The sequence below is a fragment of the Hanstruepera sp. CR43 genome (assembly GCF_055227665.1).
On the sequence record NZ_CP200078.1, the window covers coordinates 1,208,729 to 1,232,811 of the forward strand.

The 24,083-nt window shown below is 33.8% G+C and carries 30 protein-coding genes; all 30 read left to right on the forward strand.

Features of this window, described 5'->3' with window-relative positions; translation table 11 throughout:
* Nucleotides 1-50: 50 nt before the first annotated feature.
* The 30 genes from ACKXGU_RS05480 to ACKXGU_RS05625 all read left to right on the forward strand — a co-directional run bounded on the left by ACKXGU_RS05480 (nt 51) and on the right by ACKXGU_RS05625 (nt 23,991).
* A complete protein-coding gene (locus tag ACKXGU_RS05480; protein ID WP_463467048.1) occupies nt 51-533 on the forward strand; it encodes a hypothetical protein in 483 nt (160 codons plus the stop codon).
* Between the two features lie 159 nt (nt 534-692).
* The gene (locus ACKXGU_RS05485; RefSeq protein ID WP_463467049.1) at nt 693-1,280 is read left to right on the forward strand and encodes a peptide chain release factor family protein; all 588 of its coding nucleotides are present in this window, start codon (nt 693-695) and stop codon (nt 1,278-1,280) included.
* A gap of 160 nt (nt 1,281-1,440) precedes the next feature.
* Nucleotides 1,441-1,953: an energy transducer TonB gene (locus tag ACKXGU_RS05490; RefSeq protein WP_463467050.1), complete on the forward strand. Its 513-nt coding sequence runs from the start codon at nt 1,441-1,443 to the stop codon at nt 1,951-1,953.
* A 481-nt stretch (nt 1,954-2,434) separates the two neighbouring features.
* Nucleotides 2,435-2,683, forward strand: coding sequence for a DUF6090 family protein (locus tag ACKXGU_RS05495; protein WP_463467051.1), 249 nt, complete (start codon nt 2,435-2,437; stop codon nt 2,681-2,683).
* 291 nt (nt 2,684-2,974) lie between these two features.
* Nucleotides 2,975-3,181: a hypothetical protein gene (locus ACKXGU_RS05500; RefSeq protein ID WP_463467052.1), complete on the forward strand. Its 207-nt coding sequence runs from the start codon at nt 2,975-2,977 to the stop codon at nt 3,179-3,181.
* A 132-nt stretch (nt 3,182-3,313) separates the two neighbouring features.
* Entirely contained in the window at nt 3,314-3,931 is a 618-nt protein-coding gene (locus ACKXGU_RS05505) for a hypothetical protein (protein WP_463467053.1), read from the forward strand.
* A gap of 161 nt (nt 3,932-4,092) precedes the next feature.
* Entirely contained in the window at nt 4,093-4,572 is a 480-nt protein-coding gene (locus ACKXGU_RS05510; protein ID WP_463467054.1) for a VOC family protein, read from the forward strand.
* Nucleotides 4,573-4,730: 158 nt separating this feature from the next.
* Nucleotides 4,731-6,728: a S9 family peptidase gene (locus ACKXGU_RS05515; protein ID WP_463467055.1), complete on the forward strand. Its 1,998-nt coding sequence runs from the start codon at nt 4,731-4,733 to the stop codon at nt 6,726-6,728.
* A 69-nt stretch (nt 6,729-6,797) separates the two neighbouring features.
* Nucleotides 6,798-7,097: a hypothetical protein gene (locus ACKXGU_RS05520; protein WP_463467056.1), complete on the forward strand. Its 300-nt coding sequence runs from the start codon at nt 6,798-6,800 to the stop codon at nt 7,095-7,097.
* A gap of 512 nt (nt 7,098-7,609) precedes the next feature.
* Nucleotides 7,610-8,128 carry an ester cyclase gene (locus ACKXGU_RS05525; RefSeq protein WP_463467057.1) on the forward strand — a complete coding sequence of 173 codons (519 nt, stop codon included), beginning with the start codon at nt 7,610-7,612 and terminating at the stop codon, nt 8,126-8,128.
* 185 nt (nt 8,129-8,313) lie between these two features.
* Nucleotides 8,314-8,688: a hypothetical protein gene (locus ACKXGU_RS05530; RefSeq protein ID WP_463467058.1), complete on the forward strand. Its 375-nt coding sequence runs from the start codon at nt 8,314-8,316 to the stop codon at nt 8,686-8,688.
* Between the two features lie 158 nt (nt 8,689-8,846).
* Complete coding sequence (locus tag ACKXGU_RS05535) at nt 8,847-9,137, forward strand: hypothetical protein (RefSeq protein WP_463467059.1); 291 nt, start codon at nt 8,847-8,849, stop codon at nt 9,135-9,137.
* A gap of 161 nt (nt 9,138-9,298) precedes the next feature.
* Nucleotides 9,299-9,712, forward strand: a complete 414-nt coding sequence (locus ACKXGU_RS05540; protein WP_463467060.1) for a hypothetical protein — start codon at nt 9,299-9,301, stop codon at nt 9,710-9,712.
* Nucleotides 9,713-9,871: 159 nt separating this feature from the next.
* Nucleotides 9,872-10,720 (forward strand): hypothetical protein, encoded by an 849-nt coding sequence (locus ACKXGU_RS05545; RefSeq protein ID WP_463467061.1) that lies wholly within the window; start codon nt 9,872-9,874, stop codon nt 10,718-10,720.
* 200 nt (nt 10,721-10,920) lie between these two features.
* Nucleotides 10,921-11,655: a DUF6090 family protein gene (locus ACKXGU_RS05550; protein ID WP_463467062.1), complete on the forward strand. Its 735-nt coding sequence runs from the start codon at nt 10,921-10,923 to the stop codon at nt 11,653-11,655.
* A 126-nt stretch (nt 11,656-11,781) separates the two neighbouring features.
* Nucleotides 11,782-12,501 (forward strand): DUF6090 family protein, encoded by a 720-nt coding sequence (locus tag ACKXGU_RS05555; RefSeq protein ID WP_463467063.1) that lies wholly within the window; start codon nt 11,782-11,784, stop codon nt 12,499-12,501.
* 514 nt (nt 12,502-13,015) lie between these two features.
* The gene (locus ACKXGU_RS05560; RefSeq protein WP_463467064.1) at nt 13,016-13,810 is read left to right on the forward strand and encodes a cation efflux transmembrane domain-containing protein; all 795 of its coding nucleotides are present in this window, start codon (nt 13,016-13,018) and stop codon (nt 13,808-13,810) included.
* 206 nt (nt 13,811-14,016) lie between these two features.
* Nucleotides 14,017-14,604, forward strand: coding sequence for a hypothetical protein (locus tag ACKXGU_RS05565; protein WP_463467065.1), 588 nt, complete (start codon nt 14,017-14,019; stop codon nt 14,602-14,604).
* 165 nt (nt 14,605-14,769) lie between these two features.
* A complete protein-coding gene (locus tag ACKXGU_RS05570; RefSeq protein ID WP_463467066.1) occupies nt 14,770-15,573 on the forward strand; it encodes an alpha/beta fold hydrolase in 804 nt (267 codons plus the stop codon).
* Between the two features lie 255 nt (nt 15,574-15,828).
* Entirely contained in the window at nt 15,829-16,803 is a 975-nt protein-coding gene (locus ACKXGU_RS05575; RefSeq protein ID WP_463467406.1) for a carbon-nitrogen hydrolase family protein, read from the forward strand.
* 219 nt (nt 16,804-17,022) lie between these two features.
* A complete protein-coding gene (locus ACKXGU_RS05580) occupies nt 17,023-17,364 on the forward strand; it encodes a hypothetical protein (protein ID WP_463467067.1) in 342 nt (113 codons plus the stop codon).
* 162 nt (nt 17,365-17,526) lie between these two features.
* Entirely contained in the window at nt 17,527-17,982 is a 456-nt protein-coding gene (locus tag ACKXGU_RS05585; RefSeq protein ID WP_463467068.1) for a hypothetical protein, read from the forward strand.
* Between the two features lie 162 nt (nt 17,983-18,144).
* A complete protein-coding gene (locus ACKXGU_RS05590; protein WP_463467069.1) occupies nt 18,145-18,948 on the forward strand; it encodes a class I SAM-dependent methyltransferase in 804 nt (267 codons plus the stop codon).
* 166 nt (nt 18,949-19,114) lie between these two features.
* Nucleotides 19,115-19,942, forward strand: a complete 828-nt coding sequence (locus ACKXGU_RS05595) for an alpha/beta fold hydrolase (RefSeq protein ID WP_463467070.1) — start codon at nt 19,115-19,117, stop codon at nt 19,940-19,942.
* 184 nt (nt 19,943-20,126) lie between these two features.
* Entirely contained in the window at nt 20,127-20,690 is a 564-nt protein-coding gene (locus tag ACKXGU_RS05600; protein ID WP_463467071.1) for an STM3941 family protein, read from the forward strand.
* A 133-nt stretch (nt 20,691-20,823) separates the two neighbouring features.
* Nucleotides 20,824-21,615, forward strand: coding sequence for a DUF6090 family protein (locus ACKXGU_RS05605; protein WP_463467072.1), 792 nt, complete (start codon nt 20,824-20,826; stop codon nt 21,613-21,615).
* Between the two features lie 21 nt (nt 21,616-21,636).
* On the forward strand, nt 21,637-22,173 hold the full coding sequence (locus tag ACKXGU_RS05610) for a nuclear transport factor 2 family protein (protein ID WP_463467073.1): 537 nt from the start codon (nt 21,637-21,639) through the stop codon (nt 22,171-22,173).
* A gap of 173 nt (nt 22,174-22,346) precedes the next feature.
* Nucleotides 22,347-22,820, forward strand: a complete 474-nt coding sequence (locus tag ACKXGU_RS05615) for a hypothetical protein (protein WP_463467074.1) — start codon at nt 22,347-22,349, stop codon at nt 22,818-22,820.
* A gap of 174 nt (nt 22,821-22,994) precedes the next feature.
* Complete coding sequence (locus ACKXGU_RS05620; protein WP_463467075.1) at nt 22,995-23,471, forward strand: hypothetical protein; 477 nt, start codon at nt 22,995-22,997, stop codon at nt 23,469-23,471.
* 190 nt (nt 23,472-23,661) lie between these two features.
* The gene (locus ACKXGU_RS05625) at nt 23,662-23,991 is read left to right on the forward strand and encodes a hypothetical protein (protein ID WP_463467076.1); all 330 of its coding nucleotides are present in this window, start codon (nt 23,662-23,664) and stop codon (nt 23,989-23,991) included.
* The last annotated feature ends 92 nt before the right edge of the window (nt 23,992-24,083 follow it).

Genomic DNA, 24,083 nt, shown 5'->3' on the forward strand with positions numbered 1-24,083 from the left:
AAAAATAAACACACTAGTGTGTTTATCCATACGTTGTGCATAATATAAAAATGACGAATCACCAATTAACATTTAGTAAAATAAAGGAACTTCTGAAAACCCAATTTTCGGAAAGAGTATCTGAATTTGACAATGGAACTCATCTGACTTTGGATTCTGAAAATGAAAACGAATCGTCGATTTGGATTGAACTTGACGAAAACGGACAATTGACAGTTGGATATGGAATTAGTCATTTACATTATGACCCAAAATATGATGACCTGAATAAAGGGTTTAACGAATTCCTGCGATTTTTGACTTGCAAAAAACGGAGAATTGATTTCTACAAAGGGAAATTTGCTTACCGAAATGAATATGAATTTGAAAACGAAAATGGGAGTTGGGAAAATTATGGAACTGCGTTGACTTGGGCTTATCCATTTTGGAAAAAGACTGTAAAAAAGACAACAACTCAAAACGGATTTATAAACTATGCGGAAATTGAATCTGAAATTGAGGAAATAAAAAATACTATGCACAACAACGTGTAAAAATAATTGCTTGGTTCTAACCTACTCGGAAAATCCTGCGGATTTTCCTCTGGTTCGTTCCATTTTTAGTAAATTAGTTGCTTGCACACGCAACTATCCTTACACAAACCGTTGTACAACATTAAAAAAAACATCCTGAAAACATTAAAAACCACATTATTGATTTTCCTTTTTGCGATTATTGGATGTACTTCCGATAAAAAATTAAATGGAAATTATTCAACTTGCCATAACGGACTTTACGCTGAATTGTATATTGAAAATGACTCAATGCAATCAGCAACAAGTATGAATTGGATATCTAATTGGAGAAAATTTGAAATAAAAAACGACACTCTTTATCATTTATATTTTGGGGAGTTTTCGGATTCAACCAAAGCCAAAATAACCTATATTAATAAAAATGAATTTGAACTTTATTATCCGCAAGATAGTGTTACGCATACTTTTAAAAAAATGAGTCTATTAATTGATGATAAAACTACTTATGAAGAATTTTGGGATGAATTTTATAAACGAAGAATAGAATCTGACTGTTTTACTGAATCTGAAAAATATACTGAACTCGAAAAATATTTTGGAAAAGAAAATATTAGAATTGATTATAGCGGAGAATTATTCAATAAGGTAAAAGTCACCCATATTCCGACAGGAAAAGTTATGTACGGAACTAAACACAAAACACAATTGGAAAACGCAATTTTCGCATTAGAAAAACTGAAGTCTGATATTAAAACAACTCAATAAATAACGTTGTACAACAACGTGTATAGCTCATTGCGGCTGAATTCCTTATCGGAATTCATTGCTATTTGCTATCTTTGGTACAACGGCGGAAAATCCTCACGGATTTCCCGCAACAAGCCATACACAAAAACGTTGTGCATAATTTCAGAAATACCAAGAATTGAAAAAAATAATCCAAATAATATTGACAATTTCTCTTCTGTTTTCTTGTAATAATTCAGAAAAAAAAGAAACGGAAAACCATTCTGAATTTGAAAACGGAATTACTCAAGCGGAATTTAAAAAAATCGAAACTAACAATTCGCTGGAGCTTGAATTTCAACTATTGGATGAAAATGATGAAATAGTAGAATTTGCAAGATTAGAAAAAATAGCGGAATTCCCTGGTGGGTTTGATTCACTTGCGATTTTTATACAACGTAATTTTATATTTCCAAAATCAACAGATAGTTTAAAAATTGAAGGTAGAGTTGAGACACTTTTTAGTGTTGACACAATTGGAAAAGTTATCGATGTGAGAATCAAAAAAGGACTTTTAAAAGACATTGACCAATCTTGTTTGGCTGTAGTATCAAAACTGCCTGACTGGAAACCAGCGAAATTGAGAGAAGGTAAAAAAGTAAAGATGAGATTTCTTTTACCTCTAAAATTTGTGACAGACAAAAACGAATAAAAACTATGCACAACACAGTGTATAATTCATTGCTTCCGATTTTCCTCGCGGAAAATCCTCGCAATTTTGCTAACTTAGTTTTTTAACCCGAAAATCCTAGCGGATTTTCACGCAACAAACTATACACAAACCGTTAACTATAATAAACTGATTGAGCTCCGGCGGAATACTGAAAGCTTTAAAACCTGATTCCGTTTTTCATTACAAACCTTTCTGATTTTCTTACTCGAACTCTGACTGAAATAAAGTTTGGCTGAACTTAACGAACTTTCTCAAAACTTTGAACTGAATACTTCGCGAACGAACTTCGGAATGATTTACTATAGTTAACAACGGCTATAGTTCATTGCGGCTGAATTCGCAAAGCCGAATTCACCGCTTTTTAGTATATTCGTTACTTATCGGAAAAATCCCAGCGGATTTTTCCGCAACGAAACCATAGCCAAGACCGTTAGCCTTCATTATGACCAACCTTTGACCAATGATAAAATTCTTTCGAAAAATTAGACAACAACTACTTTCTGAAAACAAATTCAGTAAATATTTAATTTATGCAATTGGAGAAATTATTTTGGTAGTGATAGGTATTCTTATAGCCCTACAGATAAATAATTCGAATGAGATTAGAAAAAGCCGAAAAAAAGAGATAAGCTATCTTCAGAACATAAAGGAAGACCTAAATATAAACTCTGAAAAAATTAATTCCTTAATCGAGAGACGAAACAATTGAATAGAAATTGCACATAAGCTTATTGGACACATCGAAGGCGAACCAGTACTTGATTGGCACAAATTTAATTTAGAAATTATTGAAATTTACACTTGGGAAAGATTCTACCAACACAATTATACTTTCCAAGAGCTAATATCTTCTGGTAACCTATCGTATATTCAAAATGATTCAATTAAAACACTTTTATTTGATTTAGAATCTACATATAAACAACTCAAAGCGGAAGAAGACCATTGGCGATTTGATTCAGAAGAGCTTATTTTTAAAACATCCTATAATGATTTAGATATGCAACTAATCTTGAGAGATTATCGAGGAGAAAAAGATGTTTTAAATAGCGAAGTTTTCACAGAATTCTTCGCGGATAGAAAAGTTAAGAATGGATATGTTATGGCTACAGTTGAATTTGGTATTATGAATAGCCATTTAAAAAAAATGAATCAGATTATTGAAAAACTATTAGAACTAGTTAATGAAGAAATAACGAAAGGCTAACAATGGCTATAAGTAATTGCTTGTTCTCGCCTACTTCTGAAAATCCTTGCGGATTTTCAGTTTGGTGTGTACTTACAAGATTAAGTGCTAACCCACGCAACTACTCATAGCCGAGACCGTTAACCACTATTTATGAAAAACGTAATCGGAAAAATATTTAAGAATCCAACAATATTCTCGATTTTGGGAATGATTCTGATATTGATTGGACTTCCGATTGGAATTAACGGATTGACTTTAAAAGGTGGCGGAAGTTTAGGCGGAGCAATAATCTTATTTGGAGTTTTAATAGTTGCAATAATTGTAATTCTCGACAGAATATTTGCAAAAAGAGTAAATACGAAAAAGCTAAACGGAATTGAACTTGCGCTTTTGATTGTTGGAATTACAATCTTTTCATTCACAAAACGTGAAATAATTATTGACTTGAGAGATGAGAAAACTGACTATTTCGTCGTGCTCGAAAATAACGGAACTTTAAAAAATTCGGATTTAAATTATTCTTTTCCGTTCAATAAAAAAATGGAATTTAAAAACAATGTTGGAATTATAAACTCAATCGCTGACAATTATCAACGGATTGAATTGGAAAGCCCAAACAACTGGAAATCCCAAAGAATGCAACCTTGGAAAATGGACAATTTTAAAATTAGATTTTACTCAAACGGAGATTTGAGATTGAGCGATATGGAAGTTGACTCGATAATAAAAAAAGAAATAAAAACAGTGGCTAACAACGTGTATAATTAATTGCGGCTGAATTTCCTCTCGGAAATTCAAACTTATTAATTATCTTTCGGTTACGGCGGAAAATGACTTGCGTCCTTTCCCGCAACTAATCATACACAAACCGTTGGCAACCATTATCATCAAAATTGTTCTAAGAACAAAACTTAATTAACTTTAGCAGTATGAAAAAAAAGTTTCTTATTTATTCTTTCCTAATTCTGGGCATTAATCTCAACTACGGACAAGAAATTAAGCCATACAGAATAGGAATTATAGTTGAAAACTTAAATAAGTCATCAGATTGGTATTCTGACATTTTTAATGTTGAAGTCTATAATGAATTAATGTACCCTGAATACGATAGTTTAAAAGTAAATCTACTCAAGAATGATGATCTTGAATTTGAATTAGTGGAAAGAAAATCTTCTTTTTCAATTAGAGATTTAAAACCTGACTACAACAATAAAGAAAAACCACTAGAAGGATTTTATAAAGTTTCTTTTGAAGTTGAAAACATTCAAAACTTATATGATGAATTAATGAAAAAAGGAGCTGAAATTTACTTTGATCTTTCCACTGATCAAGATTTAAAAATAAAATCGTTTATCATAAAAGATCTCGACAACAACTTATTACAGTTCCAAGAAAATATTAAAGATTAAAACGGTTGCCAACAACGGTTCATCGCCAATAAGCGGCAGCGTTAGAAAGAAAATAATTAACTTGACTAACAAACCAATACTAAGCCGACAAATACGCGTCCCTTACTCCGCCAACTGGCGATAACCGAGACCGTTGGCGTAAATATTTAAAATATATTATGAAACAAACAAGACATATAAGAATATTTCAAATTCTATTTCTTGTTTTATTGGCTATTATTCTTGATGGCTGTGAAAAAAGTAAGTACGTTGATTCTACGAAGACTTTACAAAGAAGTCATGAAGAAAACTTGGATCCCTATGACCAAATCATGGGTGACAGTATGCCTCCTATGTTCATGATAAAAGAAATATATGGAGACAGACCGCCTGGTGCACAGAAAGGAGGCGAAAAGTTTTTTATATATAGAGGTTCATATTTTGAGGTTTATTCTGAAGCAAAACAAATTTTTTCCGGAATAGATAATGGTAATCTCTATATACGTTCAAAAAACGCCACGGAAAAAACCATTTTGGCACAGAGTGATGATGAAATCGTATGGAATACAGAAACCGCTAGGTTTTCTCCTAATGGCAACCAAATTGCTGCTTACAGAGTTGATAATACTGGTGTTCCAAAAATTTTATTGAGACCCAATGAAATGGACTCCATATACAAGCCATACGTTCGTACGGGGCAAAAGATTCCTGAATACCAGGTCTTCCTGATTAATACGTTCACAGGTGATCAAATACAGGTCAAAAGAGATTTTCAAAAATTTCCATATGTGCATATTATGGAGTGGAGTTCAGATGGAAACTCCATTTATTTGATCCAATCAGACCGATTGTTAAAATCACTACAATTATTAGAAGTCAATTGCAAAACTGGCATATCTAAAGTGTTATTAACCGAAACAACAGACACCTATTTATTTGATGGTCTCAATCTCCAACCCGGATATACAAGTGAGCTATTAAAAATGGGAGTTGTCCATTTCTTAAGTAATGGACAGTTCATTTGGATGAGTGAACGAACTGGATTTTACCAATTATACCTATATGATAAATCTGGGCAACTTATTCGTTCCTTGACAAATTATCAGCAAAACGCCTTGATATCACGGTTGGTTGGAGTTGATGAAGAAAACAAATGGGCCTATTTTGTTGCGATCAATAATCCCGAGAAATCTTATAAAAAATCCCTATACAGAACATCTCTTAAAGACGAAAAAATTGAGGAAATAGTAGAATCTGCAAATAGTATTGTTGCTTTTGATTTGATATCTCAAGACACTTTACAGATTATAAACAGTTCCGTTCCCGATTACATTCATAGACAAGAAGTTTACCTCACCGATGGGACTTTTATTGAAACTAGGTGGAGTGCTGATATGGATAAGGCTAAAGAAATTATTGATAGTCGTATCATAAGTAATTGGCACGATACACCTGACGAGAATGTCAAACTTAAATCCGTCATGTTTGTTCCCAATAACCTAGATCTCTCAAAAAAACATCCAATTGTCGAAATTGTGTATGCAGGTGCATGGACAAAGATGACCCCCAATGATTTTGAAAACTTACCATATGAGCATCTAGATTTGCTCCGTAACGGTTTCATTTTGGTATTGATTGATGGCAGAGGAAGTGCCGGAAGAGGAAAGGCATTCCGGGATTTTTCCTACGGTAGAATTGGTAAGGTTGAAATGGACGATCATGCATATGTTATGAAGGAACTCTTCAAAAAATACGACTATCTGGATGCTAATCGTTTGGGAATAACAGGAGCCAGTTGGGGTGGACATAATACCATTACTGCACTGGCAGACTACCCAGAACTCTACAAAGTTGGAGTGGCTGCAGTAGCCAATGTAGAAGTAAAGGACAGTAGACGTTGGACTGAAAGTTATATGGGGTGCCTGCCTAAGGATTGCCCTGATCGCTTTGAAGATGTAGGTATATTAAAAACCGTTGGGCAAATAAAGGGCCCTTTACTCTTAGGTTATGGCACCTATGATGACGGGGTTCCTATTGTAGAAGGGTATAAGATTAAAACCGCTTTAGACAAATGGGGCATTAGCAATTATGTATTTAAGGAATATATTGGAGCTACTCACAGACTTAATAAAGACTTTAAGCAAGAAACCATACATTTTTTCTTGGAGCATCTATAAATAAAAAACTACCGCCAACAATGTATATAAGCCATTAAAACGGCTCATATACGAACCGTTACCACACATTTGAAAAAAGCAATCATCATATCATTAACAACCATTCTGATTTTAACATTCATAGTGTTATCAATGGGTGGCGGACACGGATTTTTTTGGCCAGCTAAAATCGTTTATCCTTATTCGATGATTATAAGCGTGCTGAATAATCAAATTGGAATTTTGGCAATTATTATTGCTGTTATCCAGGTTCCCATTTACGGAATTTTGATGACTAAAAAAACCAAATGGACAATCATAATATTCGGAATTCATATCGTTTCTGCAATCATCTGTCTGAATTTACCAACCGAAACTTTTAGCGGATGAGTGTGACCGAATTTTTAAAGCTAAAAACAAATTATATCGGAATTGGAATTAGGACAGTTCTGTTTTTTGGAATTCTGTTACTTCTGATTTTCATTGAGATACTTGCTTTCTTTTTGATTTATGGTTCTGGAGCAACTTCAAGCAGAATTGCGGAATTATGGTATGTTGACCTAATTTTAAACTATCTTCCGATTTTGCTTGTTGGCGGATTTTTAGTTTATGTAATAACAAAAGAATATAAAAAACAAGAATATGTGAAATTCAAAACAAATCTGATTACACTTTTGATTTTGATATTCCTATTCTCAATCAGAAATCAATTTGACCAACTGATTTTTTGAAATATAAAAATAAAAACGTGTGGTAACAACGTGTATAGCTCATTGCTTCTGATTTTCCTCACGGAAAATCCTCGCAACTTTACTATCTTAGTTTCTTAACACGAAAATCCTGCGGATTTTCACGCAACGAAACTATACACCAACCGTTGTGTGATATCTAAACCAAATTTTATGAAAAAATTAATTCCGATTCTTATTGTTCTTATTTTCTTTTGTTGCAAGAACGATCAATCAAAAGTTAATGATACTAAACTTCATGCCCAAAAAGAAGTAGAAAACAAGAATATTGATCTTGTTAAAAAGTTATTGATCGAAGGAGATAAGAATAACATTGCCTATTTAGATAAAATCTGTGATACTGACTATAAATATTACTTTCCAAGCAATGCTGCGCCGCTGAATCTAGAGGAGCATAAGAAGTTTTGGATTAGTGTTAATCATGCTTTTCCTGATTTAACTCATAGGATTCAAGAGATTTATGCTATAGATGAAGTTGTAGTTGCCCGTTTGATTGTAAGTGGTACACACCTCAACGAATTCGCAGGAATACCTCCAACCAATAAAACCGTGCAAATTAGTCAAATTTTTATTTGTCGAATTAAGGGTAATAAAATAGTAGAATTCCGCGAAGAAGCTGATTTGCTTGGTTTATATCAGCAACTCGGTATGGAATTAAAAGTAAAAGATTAGGTAAAAGAATAATCCCAACATCACACAACACTGGCTATAATTCAGCTTTAACCTCGAACAAACCAAAAACCATATCTTTAAAAACGGCTGGATTTCTCACTTGGAAAATCCTTGCGGATTTGCTAAGCCGAAATCATAGCCTGACCGTTAGCCACAAGTTTAAAAAACTCATTTAATCCTATATAATGAATTACGAAATACCAAACTCTTATAACTGGTTTGCAAAATTGAATTTGACTCAATTTATCCCTTGGAGTTTTGACGAAGAAATCAATCCTGATTCTTATATAAACGAAAGATTCAAAATTGAGTGTGAACAAAATCGCGAAGTTTTGACATTTGGTCGTAGACAAGACCAAGATACATTTGTTGGATTTGAAATTGTAAATGGCAAATTGACCGAACATGTAATTGTATTTCATCCTTCTTTCTCAAAAAATATTAAAGGCTGGAATATAATTGAATCTGAGCACACTGATTTCTTTGATTTTATGCATAAAAGAGTTTTACCTGAAATGAAAGAGTGGATTCCAGAAGATGATGTGAATGATTATATTTAATAAAAAAACCTGTGGCTAACAACGGCTATAATTCATTGCTTCCGACTTTCCTATCGGAAAGTCCTCGCAAATTTGCTATCTTCGGTTTACGGCGGAAAATCCTCGCGGATTTTCACGCAACGAAACCATAGCCAAGACCGTTGTAGTGCATTAAATAAATGACTGAAGAAATCATTAAAAATATTACTGATTTAAAAGAAAACCCTAATTCTGGAAAAGTTGACCATATATCAATATTGCATAAATTATATTGGAAATATTCAAATGGAATTACCGAATTAGAACCTATTGCAATATTTTATGTAAACGGATTTGACGATTTACCAGCTTTGAAAGAAAAGCATTTATGGAACGCTGAAAAATATGACGAAATAATGAAACCGTTTTATGAAGCTCATTCTGAACTGATTGAAATAGTTGATACAGTGCTGACAGAAAATGTAAATTGAATTAATAAACAAAATAAAAACGCACTACAACAACGGCTATAATCCATTGCTTGCAATGGTAATAAACCAAAAAACAGTAACTTTAACTTGGCTCGATTCCTACTCTGAAATTCTGCCGAATTTCTTCGCAACGGAATCATAGCCAAACCGTTACCATACATTTGAGAAAAGCAGTTCTAATATTAATTTTTAGTCTTTTGACAAACTTTGTGATTTCACAGGAAATTCACTCTGAATATGTTTACAAAAAAGAAAAAACTAAATCGAAAACTGGAAGCGGAATAAAATGGGATTACATCGATTCTGACAGTTTAGTGCTATACGAAAACGGAACTTTTCATCGGACTAAATTCTATCATTATCACGAAATAATTTACTCGGAATTAAAAGGGGAATGGAAAATAGAAAACGACACTCTAATTCTGAATATAAAGCAGGAGAAAGAAAGTAAATCGGACAAAAATTGGACTGAAATTAATTCGACCATAAGTTACCGAATAAGAAAATGGAAAATTAAACCAATAAACGGATACGAATTTTGGGCTACTCGGAATTTGAAACGTTTGAAAAAATAAAAACATATGGTAACACCGGCTATAATTCAGCGTGGCCTATGCCCTATTTTGAAAAATGTGTAAATTTAACAAACCTGATTTCTCTGCGGACAAATCCTGCGGATTTTACTCGCAACGGAATCATAGCCAAACCGTTACCTGCAAGCTGAAGAGAAACCTATGATAAAAAAACTGACTTTCACTTTATTGATATTAATTTCAATAACCAGTTGTGCCCAAGAGAACATCACTTTTAAAACTAAATTCAAGCCGAATAAAAAGTATAGAACTCAACTTAAAACAACTTCGTACACTGAAATTCAATTTGAAGCTGATAAAGAAATAATTGACAGAATAAAAGGCCAAGGAATTGAATTGCCGATGATAACGGAAAGTGAAACCAATATGTCAACTGACATAATCACGGACAAACTTGACAAAAATGGAGAGTTTCCTGCTACAATGAATTATGGCAAAATGATTTCCAAAACTATAATCAACGGACAAGCAACAACAGAAGAAAAACCTTATTCCGGAATGAAAATTCTTGGAAAATATAATTCTGAAAATAAATTCAAAGTAGATACGATAATCGGAGAAAACGTATCTCAACAAATGAGAAAAGTATTAATTACGACTTTGGAAAGTGTTCAACAAACAATAAAGTTTCCCGAAAGACCAATGAAAGTTGGAGATAAATTTAACAGTCAAATTCCAATGTCAATCCCTATGGAAGGTATGAATCCTATTTCCGTGAAAATAGATATGGAATATTTTCTAACTGAAATTAAAGACGGAAAAGCATTTTTTGACATAAAACAAACTGTCGGACTAGATATGAGCCAAGAGCAATTAAATGTTGTTGCAAGTGGAACTGGAACTGGAACATCGGCATTTGACATCAATGAGAGCTATCTAACAAAATTCAAATCCGAATTACCAATGGATATGACAATTAAGGTCAATGAAAAATTGACTATGAAAATGAAAATGACTACTACATCTGAACAAAATGTAGTAATTGAATAATAAAAGCCAGCAGGTAACAATAGCTATAATTCATTGTGGTTTTGTGCCACACCAAAATAGAAGTATTAATCAACGGCTGATTTCTCGGCGAAATAATCCTGCGGATGATTCCACAACGAAATCATAGCCAAACCGTTGTGCTTCATTATGTCGGAATCCCAACAAATAAAAAATCATATCTTTAGAGAAACTAACATCTAATGATTAAATTCTTCCGAAAAATCCGACAGAGTTTACTCTCTGAAAATAAATTCAGTAAGTATTTTATTTATGCAATCGGAGAAATTGTGCTTGTGGTTATAGGAATATTGATTGCACTTCAGGTTAACAATTGGAATCAAAAACGACTCAATAATCTAAAGGAGATTGAGATACTTATAGCAACTAAAGAGGAATTGACAAGTTTAATTAAAAGATTGGAGTTTTGGTCTGATTATAATAAATCTGGTGAAGAATTATGCCTAAAGGTTTTGAAGTTTAATCCTTCAAATGCCAATAAACACATTATGGATACATTGCTTTATGGTATGACTAAAGTTAATGTATTTGACAAAGGAGGAGGTTTACTTGAAACTTTAATATATAGTGGGAAATTGGAGTTGATTAGTGATGGTATTATACAAAAAGAGTTATCACGTTGGCCAGATCTGTTAGAAGACATTCATACAAATGATTTATCCTATAGGAACTTCATATGGCATGAAATTGTACCTTTTTTAGCTGAATTAGGGATTCCAGAACCTCCTCAAGACACACAGATTTCAAAAGCCTATTTAGATTTATTAGAAAACAACCAATTTAAATCATTATTAATGCTGAGATATGGTATGTTTAGAGCTGCTTCCAGAGACCATCAAGAAAAAGCCAATACAGCCAAAAAGACATTGAATCTTATAAACGCCTATTTAAAAGATTCGGAAATAAAGCAAAAATAATGGGGAAGTTAATGCCATTGGCATTCAAATAACAAAAGGCAATAATGTAAATGAAATTAGTACAACATTCGGTCGATCCAATACATGAACTTAAGGATATGCCTAATAATAACCAACCGCTAACCTATGATAAAATTCTTTAGAAAAATTAGACAAAAACTACTCTCTGAAAACAAGTTGAGTAAGTATTTTTTTTATGCCGTTGGCGAGATTGCATTAGTCATGATTGGTATTTTGTTGGCTCTTTATGTTAATAACTGGAATATTGAGAAAGAAAGAACTAAACAAGAAATCTCTGTTCTCAGTCAACTTCATAAAGACTTTGAACTCAGTCTGAATGATCTGGAAGAAAATTATAGAACACATGATAGGGGTTTGACCTCGGCAAGGATCATTCTGAATGCCTTGGAAACTGACCTACCTTACACTGATAGTCTGGGAAGACACTTTGGAGAATTGGGCATGACGAAATTCATTTCTACAACGGGTGCTTTCGAGTCATTGAAATCCATCGGATTCGATATAATTACTAATGACACATTGAGGAATAAGATCATTCAGATGCATGATGAATATTATGAATCTGTTTCCAGCTTCGATTCGGGAATTTTCTTAAGTCATAAATTCATTTTAGAATCCTTTGTTAAATATTATGATCAAGTAAGCTGGAGAGCAAGGCCATTGGATTTTGAATCGCTGAAATCAAGTGAAGAATACAAGACCATTCTAAGAACGCACATATATCAACTTGAGGTCCTTCAATACCGTTTGTATGATCGGGTTATTCAGGAAATGTTGAGTATACAGGATGAAATTCTAGAAGAAGTAAATAGGCTTCAAACATGATGAAAATAACGAAAGTACAACAACGGCTATAATTCAGCGTGGCTTAGGCCCTATATTGAAAAATATGTAAATTTAACAAAGCTGAATTCTTAAGCGGAATGTCATACACACGATTCCACGCCGAAATCATAGCCTAACCGTTAGGTCACAATCAGCTGAAGCTGACTTGTGTTGCTACGTGCTACGCACTCCCACCCCACAAGTAATTGTGACCTAACGCCCTGCTAAACCAAATTGTGCCTTTACTTATCAGCATATTACAGCTCCAGCTGACGCACTCAAGTGCTTAACATGACATAACAAGTGCTAAAAGCAATTTGGTACGGGTAATCTAACTCCCAATACAATAAAATGGCAATTAACGATAACTTCATTATCTAATTGACAACCGATGCCATGATCATTATCAGAACTCTATCATGGCTTCGTTATCCATTTTATCGTATCTTCGTTTTCATACCCGAACTGCGTTTAGCAGGGCGTTGTGGTTAATGCAATAAACCAACGAATTTGAATGAACAAAACGATATTTGAGATTACCAAAATGGATTGTCCTTCCGAGGAAAATCTAATCCGAATGAAATTGGACGGAATCTCAAGTATTGCGAATTTGGACTTTGACATACCGAACCGAAAACTGACTGTTTTTCACAGCGGACAAATCGACCAAATTGAAAAGTCCGTTCTAGAACTTAATTTAGGCGGAAGGAAAATCTCCACCGAACAAACCGACCAAACAGAATTTATTGAAAACGCAAACCAGAAAAAACTACTCTGGACTGTACTTGGAATTAACTTTGCATTTTTCCTCATTGAAATGACTACTGGACTGATTTCAAAATCAATGGGATTGGTTGCTGACAGTTTGGATATGCTTGCCGACAGTTTCGTTTATGGAATCAGTCTTTTTGCGGTTGGCAGAACTCTGACAAGAAAAAAACGGATTGCAAAACTTGCTGGATATTTTCAAATAACACTTGCGATTATTGGATTTGTGGAAGTCTTAAGGAGATTTTTCGGAGACGAGAAACTTCCTGACTTTTCGACAATGATTATCGTTTCGATTTTCGCACTTATTGCAAACGGAATTTGTCTTTACATTTTACAAAAGTCAAAGAGCAAAGAAGAAGCTCATATGAAAGCGAGTATGATTTTCACTTCAAACGATGTGATTATCAATTTGGGAGTAATTATAGCTGGACTTTTAGTAAATTGGTTGAGTTCAAGCAAACCTGATTTGATTATCGGAACAATCGTTTTTGTTCTGGTAATTCAAGGAGCATTTAGAATATTAAAATTGAGTAAATAAATAAAAAAACACTAACCACAACAACGGCTATAGTTCATTACGGCTGAAATTCCTAATCGGAATTTCAAGCCTTTTTGCTAAATTTATGGTTACGGCGGAATGATACTCGCGTACCATTCCGTAACGAAACCATAGCCAAACCGTTGTGCACAATTTGACGCAACCATTCTTTAGTTTTTGCATCCTATAATAAAAACAATTCAATCATGAAAAAAACAGCTTTACTATTATTGGCTATTTTACTCATCATCTCCTGTAATTCAGATAATGAAAACGAACCTGAAATTAATGCTGTTTGCGACAATTCTTATTCAGAATTTCAGTCAATATTCAGTGATTTAATTGCGAATTCATATACCGACGAAGTAACGATGGACCATTTGACTCATGAATATACTTTTGAAGTTTCTTCGCAAAAAGAAGTGTGTGAGATCGGATATCAAAGTTATCCTGCGATTGAAACTATGCCATATGTCATTGAAATTTACGATAATACAAACAGTCTTTCAATTTATCAAGACAATCATATCTTCTCTTCAGCCAGCACATCCTATGTAACCCCGAGCCAAACAATTATTTTGCAGCCCAATATTTCATATACTATTAAAAGAACCCAAAATAATTGGGCTCCATATGTTGACAATGTTATTGGAAGATTGGCATATAAACAAACAATGGAATTCCCATATTCAGAAGGGGTTTTAACAATTAACAGTTCTGACTTTCATACAGGAGGTTTTGGTTCATTGCCTAATTTTGCCTTGCCTTATATTGATATTATTTTTACGGATTAAAAAACTGTGCACAACAACGTGTATAATTCATTGCTTCTGATTTTCCTATCGGAAAATCCTCGCGCTGAATTATTGCCTTTCATTTTTTATTAAATTAGTTGCTGAAACACGCAACGAAATCATACACAAACCGTTAGGCATAATTAAAAACCAACATACCATTATATGAAAACTAAAATTTATTTTTTAGCCATACTCTATTTAATCACCATTACAGTCTATGCCCAGACGGACACTAGTGAATTAAATTTCAATTTTGATAAGAAAGGAAGTGGAAGCCCTGTGATACTATTTGAATCAGGTCTTGGAGAAACTTTAGAAGGTTGGAAAACTATTCAAGATAGTATTTCAAAAATAACTACTACCATAAGTTATGACAGAATAGGTCTTGGTAAATCTTCTACCACTGAAAAACCAAGAACATTAGAAAATTTTGTATCTGAATTACACGGATTTCTTGAAAAGCAAGAAATAGATGGTCCATTTATTTTGGTTGGTCATTCTTTGGGTGGATTAATAATTAGAAAATTTCAAAATTCTTATCCGGAAAAAGTTGTTGGGCTGGTATTTGTTGACCCTACTCTAGAAGGTCTTCTGGAACGACTATTTGCAGCAAGACCAGAAGAAGAATCAGAAATGCTGACCAAAGAAATGGATGGTTTTTTTGCCTCTCAATCCATCGGAGTCCAAAATGAGTACAAAGAAGTACATACTATGGAAAATGAAATAAAAGAACTGAAACTGCCAACTGAACTATCTATTACAGTTTTAGTGTCTTATCAGGAACTACCGCCACCTTTTAGTCCAGACGATATAAAAATTAAAATGGAGCTATTTGAAAATTGGGTTAAAAGCGCCCCTCAAACTAAACTGATTAGCACCACAAAAAGTGGTCATTATATTCATTATTCTGAACCTAATCTGGTCATTGATGAAATAAAAAAAATACTAGACGAAATAGAGAATTAAATAACTATGCCTAACAATGGCTATAAGTAATTGCTTGTTCCCGCATGCTTCTGAAAATCCTTGCGGATTTTCAGTTTAGTGTGTACTTGCAAAATTAAGTGCTAAACCACGCAACTACTCAAAGCCGAGCCGTTGTGTGCAATTTTGACCTGTCTATAACGCTAACTGATTTTTATAAGACCAAATAAAACGAAGTAAATTATGAATCGAAAAATTAAAAGTATAAGACTTAACATTTTTATGTTAGTTATAGTGATGTTAACAATAAGTTGTACTAATGAAAAGCATATACGGGTAGCTGCCATTCAGCTTCATGTTAAAGTGGGAGAATTTGACGCTAACCTTAAGAATGCAGAAAAATATATTCGAAAGGCATTTGAAGGCGACGCAGACCTTGTTCTAATTCCCGAGTTTTTTACCTCACCCGGGTTTGGTTTTCCTTTCGATCAGAATGTCGTGGACGCCACAGAACCCCTTGAAGGGAAATCACTGAATCTGCTTAGGTCACTTTCCAAAGAATACAACGGTATCATTGGAGGATCTTTTCTTGCCTTTCACGGAGAAAATATCTACAACAGCTTTGTCCTCGTATTTCCCGACGGAAAATATTTTGTTCATAATAAGGATTATCCAACCTATAACGAGAATTGTTTTTACACAGGAGGAGAAGATGATGGTGTCTTTGAGACCGAAATAGGAACTATTGGAGTAGCATTATGTTGGGAATATTTGCGTACCGAGACTGCAAGAAGAATGTTTGATAAGGTAGATCTTGTCATAGGCGGATCTTGCTGGCCTGCATTTGAAGATCCTGTGCAAAAAGTGGATACGAATAACCTCGCTTTATTGCAAAATGCACCAACCGATTTCGCAACTCTGTTAGGTGTTCCGGTAGTACATACCAATCATGTGGGAAAGGTAACAGACAACTATACCTGGAAAGACAAACAAAAAAATTCCACCAGGTATTTTTTGGGAGAGGCTAAGATTGTTGATGGACACGGACAGGTTATTCAAAAGTTATCCTATGAAGACGGGGAAGGGATAATTTGGGGTGATATCACATTGGGAAAAGTGAAGGAATCAACGTCACCAATACCAGACAGATTTTGGATACCCGAACTTACAGAAAGACAGCAGAATAACTGGAAAGCTGCAATGACAGGTCCATATCGTGATTTTTATGAGGAAGTCGCCTTGCCATACAATATCAAAAGATGGAAAAAATGAGACTAATAAATAGATGATAATGATAAAAAATTAAAAACATATTCTTTATTGAAAAAAACTGCACACAACAAATTGCAAATTGCATTGCGGGTGCAGTGGTGTGCGTTGTCTCTGCTCCTTTCTTGACCGTCATGTCCTTTCGGACACTGACGCTCTTCGAAATCCGCAACGACAACTTGCAAGTGACCGTTGTGCAACATTTCCAAAACTAATAGCTGAATGAGAAAAATCGTAAATCTGACCAAACCAAAAGACGGAATTGTCCGACTTATGATTTTCAATGACGATTATGGAACTTACCTATTCGGATATAAAAAAAATGAGGATTGCGGAGCGGAATGGGACGAATGGTATGAAACTGAAAATGATGCAATGGAATCTTGTTTAATGGAATACGGAATTAAGGAATCGGATTGGAACGAAATTCCAAATCCAGAACCGAATTGCCAACACGATTGGATAAATCCTGTTCGAGTTAAAGGACGTGAAAATGAACAGCCAGAATTCGGAAAATTGGAAAAGCTTGTAAATGGAAAATGGACAGAATTTGAGCAGAATTAATAAAAAACGTTGCACAACAATGTATAACCGCAATTACGGCGGATTCGACTACGTCCGAATCCACTCGGAATTGCTAACGTCTGTACTAAACCGAAAATCATTAACTTTAATCCCGTAACTGACGGTTATACGAGACCGTTGGCAAACATTAAATAGAAACAGATGAAATATTTAGGCATTTTATTTTTGATTTTAACAGCATCATGTAAAAATGAATATTCCATAACGGAGGGTCAAAAGGAAAATTTTAAAAATCTTACTATAGAATATCAATCTAAATACATGGATGGAAGTGATAACTGTGAATACATTTTAAACGCACTGGATGAAAATATTAAAATGTCAGAATCACAATTTGGACAACCAATTTTGGACATTTCTTATGATCAATTAGTAAAATATTGTCCGCATTTGCCAAAAAAAGAAGTCATTAGTACAATAACCGAACAAAGGTTGCTTACTTCAAATTTAGGATACGATTATGTAAGTCAGCTTTATTTGAGAAAAAGTGTTGGGGATACAGCCCGAGAAACTAGTTCTCGCATTTGGGAAAAGAAAAATGGGATGTGGAAGATTATTCAAATGAATAATTCTTTAAACAAAGCATGTGATAATTAAATAAAACGTTTGCCAACAATGGCTATAAGTAATTGCTTGTTATCACCTACTTCTGAAAATCCGCAAGGATTTTCAGTTTTGTGTGTACTTGCAAAGTTAAGTGTTGAACCACGCAACTACTAATACCCCAACCGTTGTGGACAATTAAAAAAATTACCTAAAATGGGCAAGAAAGTCGAACATTACGAAGCACAATATTCCAATTTCAAACAAAAACTATACAAGGAAATAAGAGAGGAAATATTCAATGTTGACATCGGACAAAATAGCTGGATAACTGCTGATGAACAGGATATGTTCATTGAATGGCTTGGACTTAAAAATTCAAATAAATTATTGGACATTGCATGCGGTTCTGGAGAAACAACATTAAGAATAAGCGAACTCACGAATTGTTCTATCGTTGGAGTTGACATACAAGAAAATGGTATTAAAACCGCATTGTCCCTCGCAAAAGAAAAAGGATTAGAAGATTTAGCAGATTTTAAGCTATTAGATGGTAGTGAAAGACTTCCTTTCGAATCGGAATCCTTTGATAGTATACTTTGTATTGACGCAATAAATCATTTACCTAATAGAAAAAAAGTATTTCAAGAATGGAATAGACTTTTAAAACCAAATGGAAAAATACTCTTCACAGACCCAATTGTGGTTACTGGAATTTTGACCAAAAAAGAGATAGAAACTCGAGCATCTATAGGATATTTTTTATTTGTAGCTGATGGAGTAAATGAAAGTCTTCTTAAGGATACTGGTTTTCATCTTATCAAAAAAGAAGATAGAACCTACAATATGGAATTTACTGCAAGAAATTGGGTGAATGCAAGAAATAAAAGAAAAACAGAATTAATAAATATTGAGAATTTAGAAACATTTAATGGGCAGCAAGAATTTTTTGAAACTTGTGCGTCCCTTGCGGAAAGCAAAGATTTAAGCCGATTTGCATATTTAGCGACTAAAAAATAAACTGCCCATAACACCCTATAACGCCCATTGCTTCGTGGCTTCCTCTTCGGAATCCACTCGCCTACCAAGGTACCCTCAATTTACTATCTTAGTCTTAAGCCACGCAACGCTACGTTATACAAACCGTTGGCACCAATGCAGAATTAACCACAAAAAAAATAAAATTATGAAACGATTTACAATCTTAATTTTAGTTTTCTTCGCTTATCTCGTTTCGTACGGGCAAGTGAAAGTTAATCCTAATGGAAAATTTTTCGATTATAACGGAACCAAAATTTATTATGAAGATACTGGTAGCGGAGAACCTCTTCTATTACTACATAATTTTTTTAAAACTGCGGATTCATGGAAACCTTTTGTGGAAGCCTATTCAAAACAATTTAGGACGATTGCCCTTGACATGTTAGGGCATGGACGTTCGGATATTTATAATAAGGACGATCCCGATTTTAGGCATAGTGAATATGCAAAGATAATCCTTGCTTTACTGGACTCCTTGAAACTGGATAAAGTAAATGTCATTGGTGCTAGCGGTGGTGGGACGACTGCTCTTTACCTAAATACAATGCAACCAGATAGGTTTAAATCAGTTATAACTATAGGAGCACATATTTACTATAGTAAGCCAGCCAGAGAATGGCTAGCGAATGCAGAAATGTCTCAAATTATGGAATTAGCTAAAGACCATGAACCAGAAAAACAAAAATATTTGGCAAAGGTGTTCAAGCAAAATGGAATGCTATCTGATGGAGATCCTTCCTTTACGCCTGACAAATTAAATACCATTACAGCAAAATGGTTAGTTGTATTAGGTGATAATGACTATTTCGTCCCTGTTCAAATTGGCATGGAATTGTATCAAAATGTACCCAATAGCCGACTTTGGATTGTTCCCAATGGCGGACATTTACCACACTTGATTACTGATTTTCAGCCAGAGTTTATAAGAGTAACACTTGATTTTTTAACTGGAAAATGGGATAGAAAAAATTAATGCACAGGTGCCAACAATGTATAACCGCAATTACGGCGGATTCGACTACGTCCTAATCCACTCGGAATTGCTAACGCCTGTTCTAAAACGAAAATTAAAGTATATTTAACCGATAACTGACGGTTATACTAACCGTTACCCAACATTTGCGGAGAAAAATTGAGCAAACCAAAAACCAGTGGAATTGAACAATAAAATAGAAATACCATTAAGCCGAAAGAAAATAATCTTACTCTTATTAGCTTCAATCGGATTTATAAGTGGCGGAATTTGGATGGTAATAAATCCTGAAAATGCAGGACGTTATTTTAATCCAATTACTAAAAGATTTTTCTATCTCAATTCCGAATCGATTCAGGTTATCGGAATTGTTGGAATTTTATTTTTTGGAGCGGCAGCAATCTACGGAATGAAAAAACTATTTGACAAACAAATCGGACTGATTCTTGATTCAAACGGAATTACTGACAACTCAAACGCATCAAGCATTGGACTAATAGAATGGAACGATATTTTGGATATCAGAACAAAGCAAGTTATGTCTACAAAATTTCTTCTAATTGACATTGTGAACCCTGAAAAATATATCGGAAAAGCAAAAAACGGAATACAATCAAGACTTATGAAAGCAAATTTGAATATGTACGAAACACCTCTTTCGATTACATCAAATACGCTGAATTATGATTTTGGAAAACTTGAAAAATTAATTAAAACAGAATTTAATAAAAATAAAAACGTTGGGTAACAATGTGTAAAAATAATTGCTTGTTCTCTCCTACTTCTTTAAATCCCTCGCTACTCTAAAGGTCGTGTTGTTATGCTTCAAGATTTTCATAACAGTTAATTAAAAATCATATCTTTAAAGAAACCAACCTTTAATGATAAAATTCTTTAGAAAAATCCGCCAAAGATTGCTGTCTGAAAATAAGTTCGGAAAATATATGACTTATGCAATTGGAGAGATTATACTCGTTGTTATTGGAATTTTGATTGCACTGCAGATTAATAATTGGAATGAAGACCATAAAGCCAGACAATTGGAAATTATGCTCTTGGAAAACATTCAGAAAGATTTTGAACTGGATACCATTGATATAAATTTTAATTTGCGCTATCACTCACAATTTATTAATGAAGAAAAGAAACTATTAAACTTTCTTTCAAGTGATTTAGATAAACCGACTATTACAATTGATTATAATGCAGCGCTTTCAACACCATTAATTATTATGCTGCATGAATCTACATTCGCAAACATACAAAACAACAGTATTGCAATTTTAAGTAATAACAACCTTCGTAAAGATATTGCTCGTTTCTATGATTTTTTTAGCGGTGTTATAAAGAAAATAGAAAATGATCCTAAAACTTATGGAACCTATCATTTAAAGTTACCATATTTTCAAAAGTACTTTAAGCTCGACCCCAATGGAGAGCCCATGTCATTAAAAAATGTTGAAAATCAAGATTATTATAATCCAGATTTTCAAAAAACCTCTCTTGTTTTGGAGGATTATTTAGAAGTTAAAAAGGATGAAGCTTTTAAAATCCTGTTAAATGAGAGTATCTTTTTTAGGCAGGTGAAAATTGATTTCTATGTGGATATGCTCAAGCGCATGAAAGAACTTAATATGGCCATTGAAAAAGAGTTAACCCATTTGAAACAATAAACAAGGTAAAACAAACTAACCATGAGAATCGGTATTTTAATTTTAGCAATTATTTTGACATCTTGCTACAACACAAACAATCAACCCGATTTACGGGAAGCCAATTTACAATTGACCTCTCGGTATTTTAACGAGGTCTATAATCAAAACCGATTGGATCTTATTGACTCACTTTTTGTAGCTGATTATGAGCACACCAATACTGAGGGCAAAACATTTACCGGTCGTGAAGAATTAAAAGCAGCGGTGCAGCGCATAGAAAAACTATTACCCAGCCTAAAACTGGAAATTGTTGAGGCTGTGCCAGATACCGAAAAAGTGATGTTTTTAATCCGCATGCAATCCAATTTACCCAATATGGCCAGTGTACATACCAAGGCCACCCACACCGATTTTAATGAAACCTTTATATTTTGGGTTAAGGATGGTAAAATATACAAAGGTCAATCTGTTGGTGCGCATTTACCATTTATCAAGCAGGTGTCCGGATTTGAAGGTGGGCTTATGGATGTTATTAAAGCCTTGGAAGTCAAAAGTGACTCATTATCTTTGGAATAAAAATACTTCATAAATGATAAAAAACGTGTGCTAACAATGTATAACCGCAATTACGGCGGATTCGACTACGTCCGAATCCACTCGGAATTGCTAACGTCTGTGCTTAACCGAAAAACATTAACTTTAATCCCGTAACTGACGGTTATACGAGACCGTTGGCGTGCATTTAAAAAATGAATAAAACCACAAAAAAAGTATTGATTTGGACTTTTTCGATTCTTGGAATTGGACTAATTGGCTATGTTGGTTTTATCGGATATACAATGTTTACTTTTTTGGATGGATGCGGAATGAACGATGGACCTTTTAAGGCAATAGTAATCGACAGAGCTGAAATTTCCGGAAATATTGAAGAATTTAGCTTGTCCGATAATGGAATATTGATTTTGGACAACCGAACTGACTCGCTCTCACCTACTCTTACTTTAAAAGAAAACGGAATTGTTAAATGGACTTTGGACACTGACACGCGAAATACCAAAGGATACGAATCAACTCGAATTTGGAAAATAAGTAACGTAACGATAACTAAAAACACCGATCCTATAAAACTGAATTTTGCTGGACATTGGACTTATGGAGCAGAAGCAGGTTCAATGGAAATTGACAGAGAAGATGGAGAAAATAGTTTCTGTTTGAGTTGGTAAAATGAATAAAAAAACGACACGCCAACAACGGCTATAATTCAGCGTGGCAACAGTGCTAAAACCGAAAGTAAAACATATATTTAAGCTGATTTCTTACGCGGAATGTCCTGCGGACGATTCCACGCCGAAATCATAGCCAAACCGTTGTACGCAAGCTGAAAAACTCACTCGAAATTGACAAAAAAGATAATATTTGGAATTTTAGCATTTGTAATCGGAATTATCATAGCCTATTCTTCCGAATCTTTTTTTCGTGCAATAATTCAGGACATTTTTAAATGGTCAACTTCTGACAAAATTCAATTTGTTGGAAAAAACTTTTTTATTTTCTCTAATAAACTTTATTTCCAGACATTCGGAATTGGACTTCTGATTCTGACTCTTGATAATCTGAATCAAAAATTCTCTGATTTTTTAAAAAATGTAATAATTAGTCTTCTGATTTTCGGAATTTTAATAATCGGATTTTCCTCTTTAGATGCAAACCTAAAAATTATGGAATGTACGGCTTGTGACGACGGAATTAGAAAATTACATTGGAATGATATAAATTACGGACTGATTTTAGGTTTAAGCGCTATAATTGCAATTATTCCAAGTCTGATTAGAATAATTAAACGGATAAAAAAGCCAGCGTACAACAATGTATAACCGCAATTACGGCGGATTCGACTACGTCCGAATCCACTCGGAATTGCTAACGTATGTGCTAAACCGAAAATCATTACCTTTAATTCCGTAACTGACGGTTATACGAGACCGTTGGCATTAATTATGTAAAATGAAATATTTATTGAATTTCAAATCTCTGTTACAATTGATAATTTCAATTACATTATTAATGAGTTGTAATTCCCAAAAAAAAGAAAAACTAAAAACTAACATAATATATAATGAATCAGGAACTCTGATTTCATTTCATATTGAAGACCATAGAAATTTCCTGTATTTGGATAAGAAAAATTCTGCTAAAATTTTGTTCTTTGAAGCTACAAACTTAAGTATTCAAGGTGCAGGAATTAATCTGATAAGAGCAAATAACAATGAATTTCACTTGGAAATAACTCCAAAAAAGGAAAATCTTAATAATGAAAGTAGATTACCAATCAAAATAAGATTTGAAAAAGATGGAAAGTCAGAAACAGTTGATTTTTCGATTAAAGTAAAATAAAACTAATGCCAACACCATGTATAATTCATTGCTTCCGATTTTCCTCACGGAAAATCCTCGCAATTTTGCTAACTTAGTTTCTTAAACCTGAA

Bases quoted from the DNA above. Each gene is read 5' to 3' on its own strand.
- ACKXGU_RS05515 (WP_463467055.1), top strand. From the start codon at position 4,731: ATGAAACAAACAAGACATATAAGAATATTTCAAATTCTATTTCTTGTT.
- ACKXGU_RS05580 (WP_463467067.1), top strand. From the start codon at position 17,023: ATGAGAAAAATCGTAAATCTGACCAAACCAAAAGACGGAATTGTCCGA.
- ACKXGU_RS05525 (WP_463467057.1), top strand. From the start codon at position 7,610: ATGAAAAAATTAATTCCGATTCTTATTGTTCTTATTTTCTTTTGTTGC.
- ACKXGU_RS05560 (WP_463467064.1), top strand. From the start codon at position 13,016: ATGAACAAAACGATATTTGAGATTACCAAAATGGATTGTCCTTCCGAG.
- ACKXGU_RS05625 (WP_463467076.1), top strand. From the start codon at position 23,662: ATGAGTTGTAATTCCCAAAAAAAAGAAAAACTAAAAACTAACATAATA.
- ACKXGU_RS05595 (WP_463467070.1), top strand. From the start codon at position 19,115: ATGAAACGATTTACAATCTTAATTTTAGTTTTCTTCGCTTATCTCGTT.
- ACKXGU_RS05500 (WP_463467052.1), top strand. From the start codon at position 2,975: ATGCAACTAATCTTGAGAGATTATCGAGGAGAAAAAGATGTTTTAAAT.
- ACKXGU_RS05550 (WP_463467062.1), top strand. From the start codon at position 10,921: ATGATTAAATTCTTCCGAAAAATCCGACAGAGTTTACTCTCTGAAAAT.
- ACKXGU_RS05565 (WP_463467065.1), top strand. From the start codon at position 14,017: ATGAAAAAAACAGCTTTACTATTATTGGCTATTTTACTCATCATCTCC.
- ACKXGU_RS05495 (WP_463467051.1), top strand. From the start codon at position 2,435: ATGATAAAATTCTTTCGAAAAATTAGACAACAACTACTTTCTGAAAAC.
- ACKXGU_RS05590 (WP_463467069.1), top strand. From the start codon at position 18,145: ATGGGCAAGAAAGTCGAACATTACGAAGCACAATATTCCAATTTCAAA.
- ACKXGU_RS05570 (WP_463467066.1), top strand. From the start codon at position 14,770: ATGAAAACTAAAATTTATTTTTTAGCCATACTCTATTTAATCACCATT.
- ACKXGU_RS05555 (WP_463467063.1), top strand. From the start codon at position 11,782: ATGATAAAATTCTTTAGAAAAATTAGACAAAAACTACTCTCTGAAAAC.
- ACKXGU_RS05610 (WP_463467073.1), top strand. From the start codon at position 21,637: ATGAGAATCGGTATTTTAATTTTAGCAATTATTTTGACATCTTGCTAC.
- ACKXGU_RS05530 (WP_463467058.1), top strand. From the start codon at position 8,314: ATGAATTACGAAATACCAAACTCTTATAACTGGTTTGCAAAATTGAAT.
- ACKXGU_RS05605 (WP_463467072.1), top strand. From the start codon at position 20,824: ATGATAAAATTCTTTAGAAAAATCCGCCAAAGATTGCTGTCTGAAAAT.
- ACKXGU_RS05575 (WP_463467406.1), top strand. From the start codon at position 15,829: ATGTTAACAATAAGTTGTACTAATGAAAAGCATATACGGGTAGCTGCC.
- ACKXGU_RS05510 (WP_463467054.1), top strand. From the start codon at position 4,093: ATGAAAAAAAAGTTTCTTATTTATTCTTTCCTAATTCTGGGCATTAAT.
- ACKXGU_RS05535 (WP_463467059.1), top strand. From the start codon at position 8,847: ATGACTGAAGAAATCATTAAAAATATTACTGATTTAAAAGAAAACCCT.
- ACKXGU_RS05480 (WP_463467048.1), top strand. From the start codon at position 51: ATGACGAATCACCAATTAACATTTAGTAAAATAAAGGAACTTCTGAAA.
- ACKXGU_RS05585 (WP_463467068.1), top strand. From the start codon at position 17,527: ATGAAATATTTAGGCATTTTATTTTTGATTTTAACAGCATCATGTAAA.
- ACKXGU_RS05505 (WP_463467053.1), top strand. From the start codon at position 3,314: ATGAAAAACGTAATCGGAAAAATATTTAAGAATCCAACAATATTCTCG.
- ACKXGU_RS05615 (WP_463467074.1), top strand. From the start codon at position 22,347: ATGAATAAAACCACAAAAAAAGTATTGATTTGGACTTTTTCGATTCTT.
- ACKXGU_RS05545 (WP_463467061.1), top strand. From the start codon at position 9,872: ATGATAAAAAAACTGACTTTCACTTTATTGATATTAATTTCAATAACC.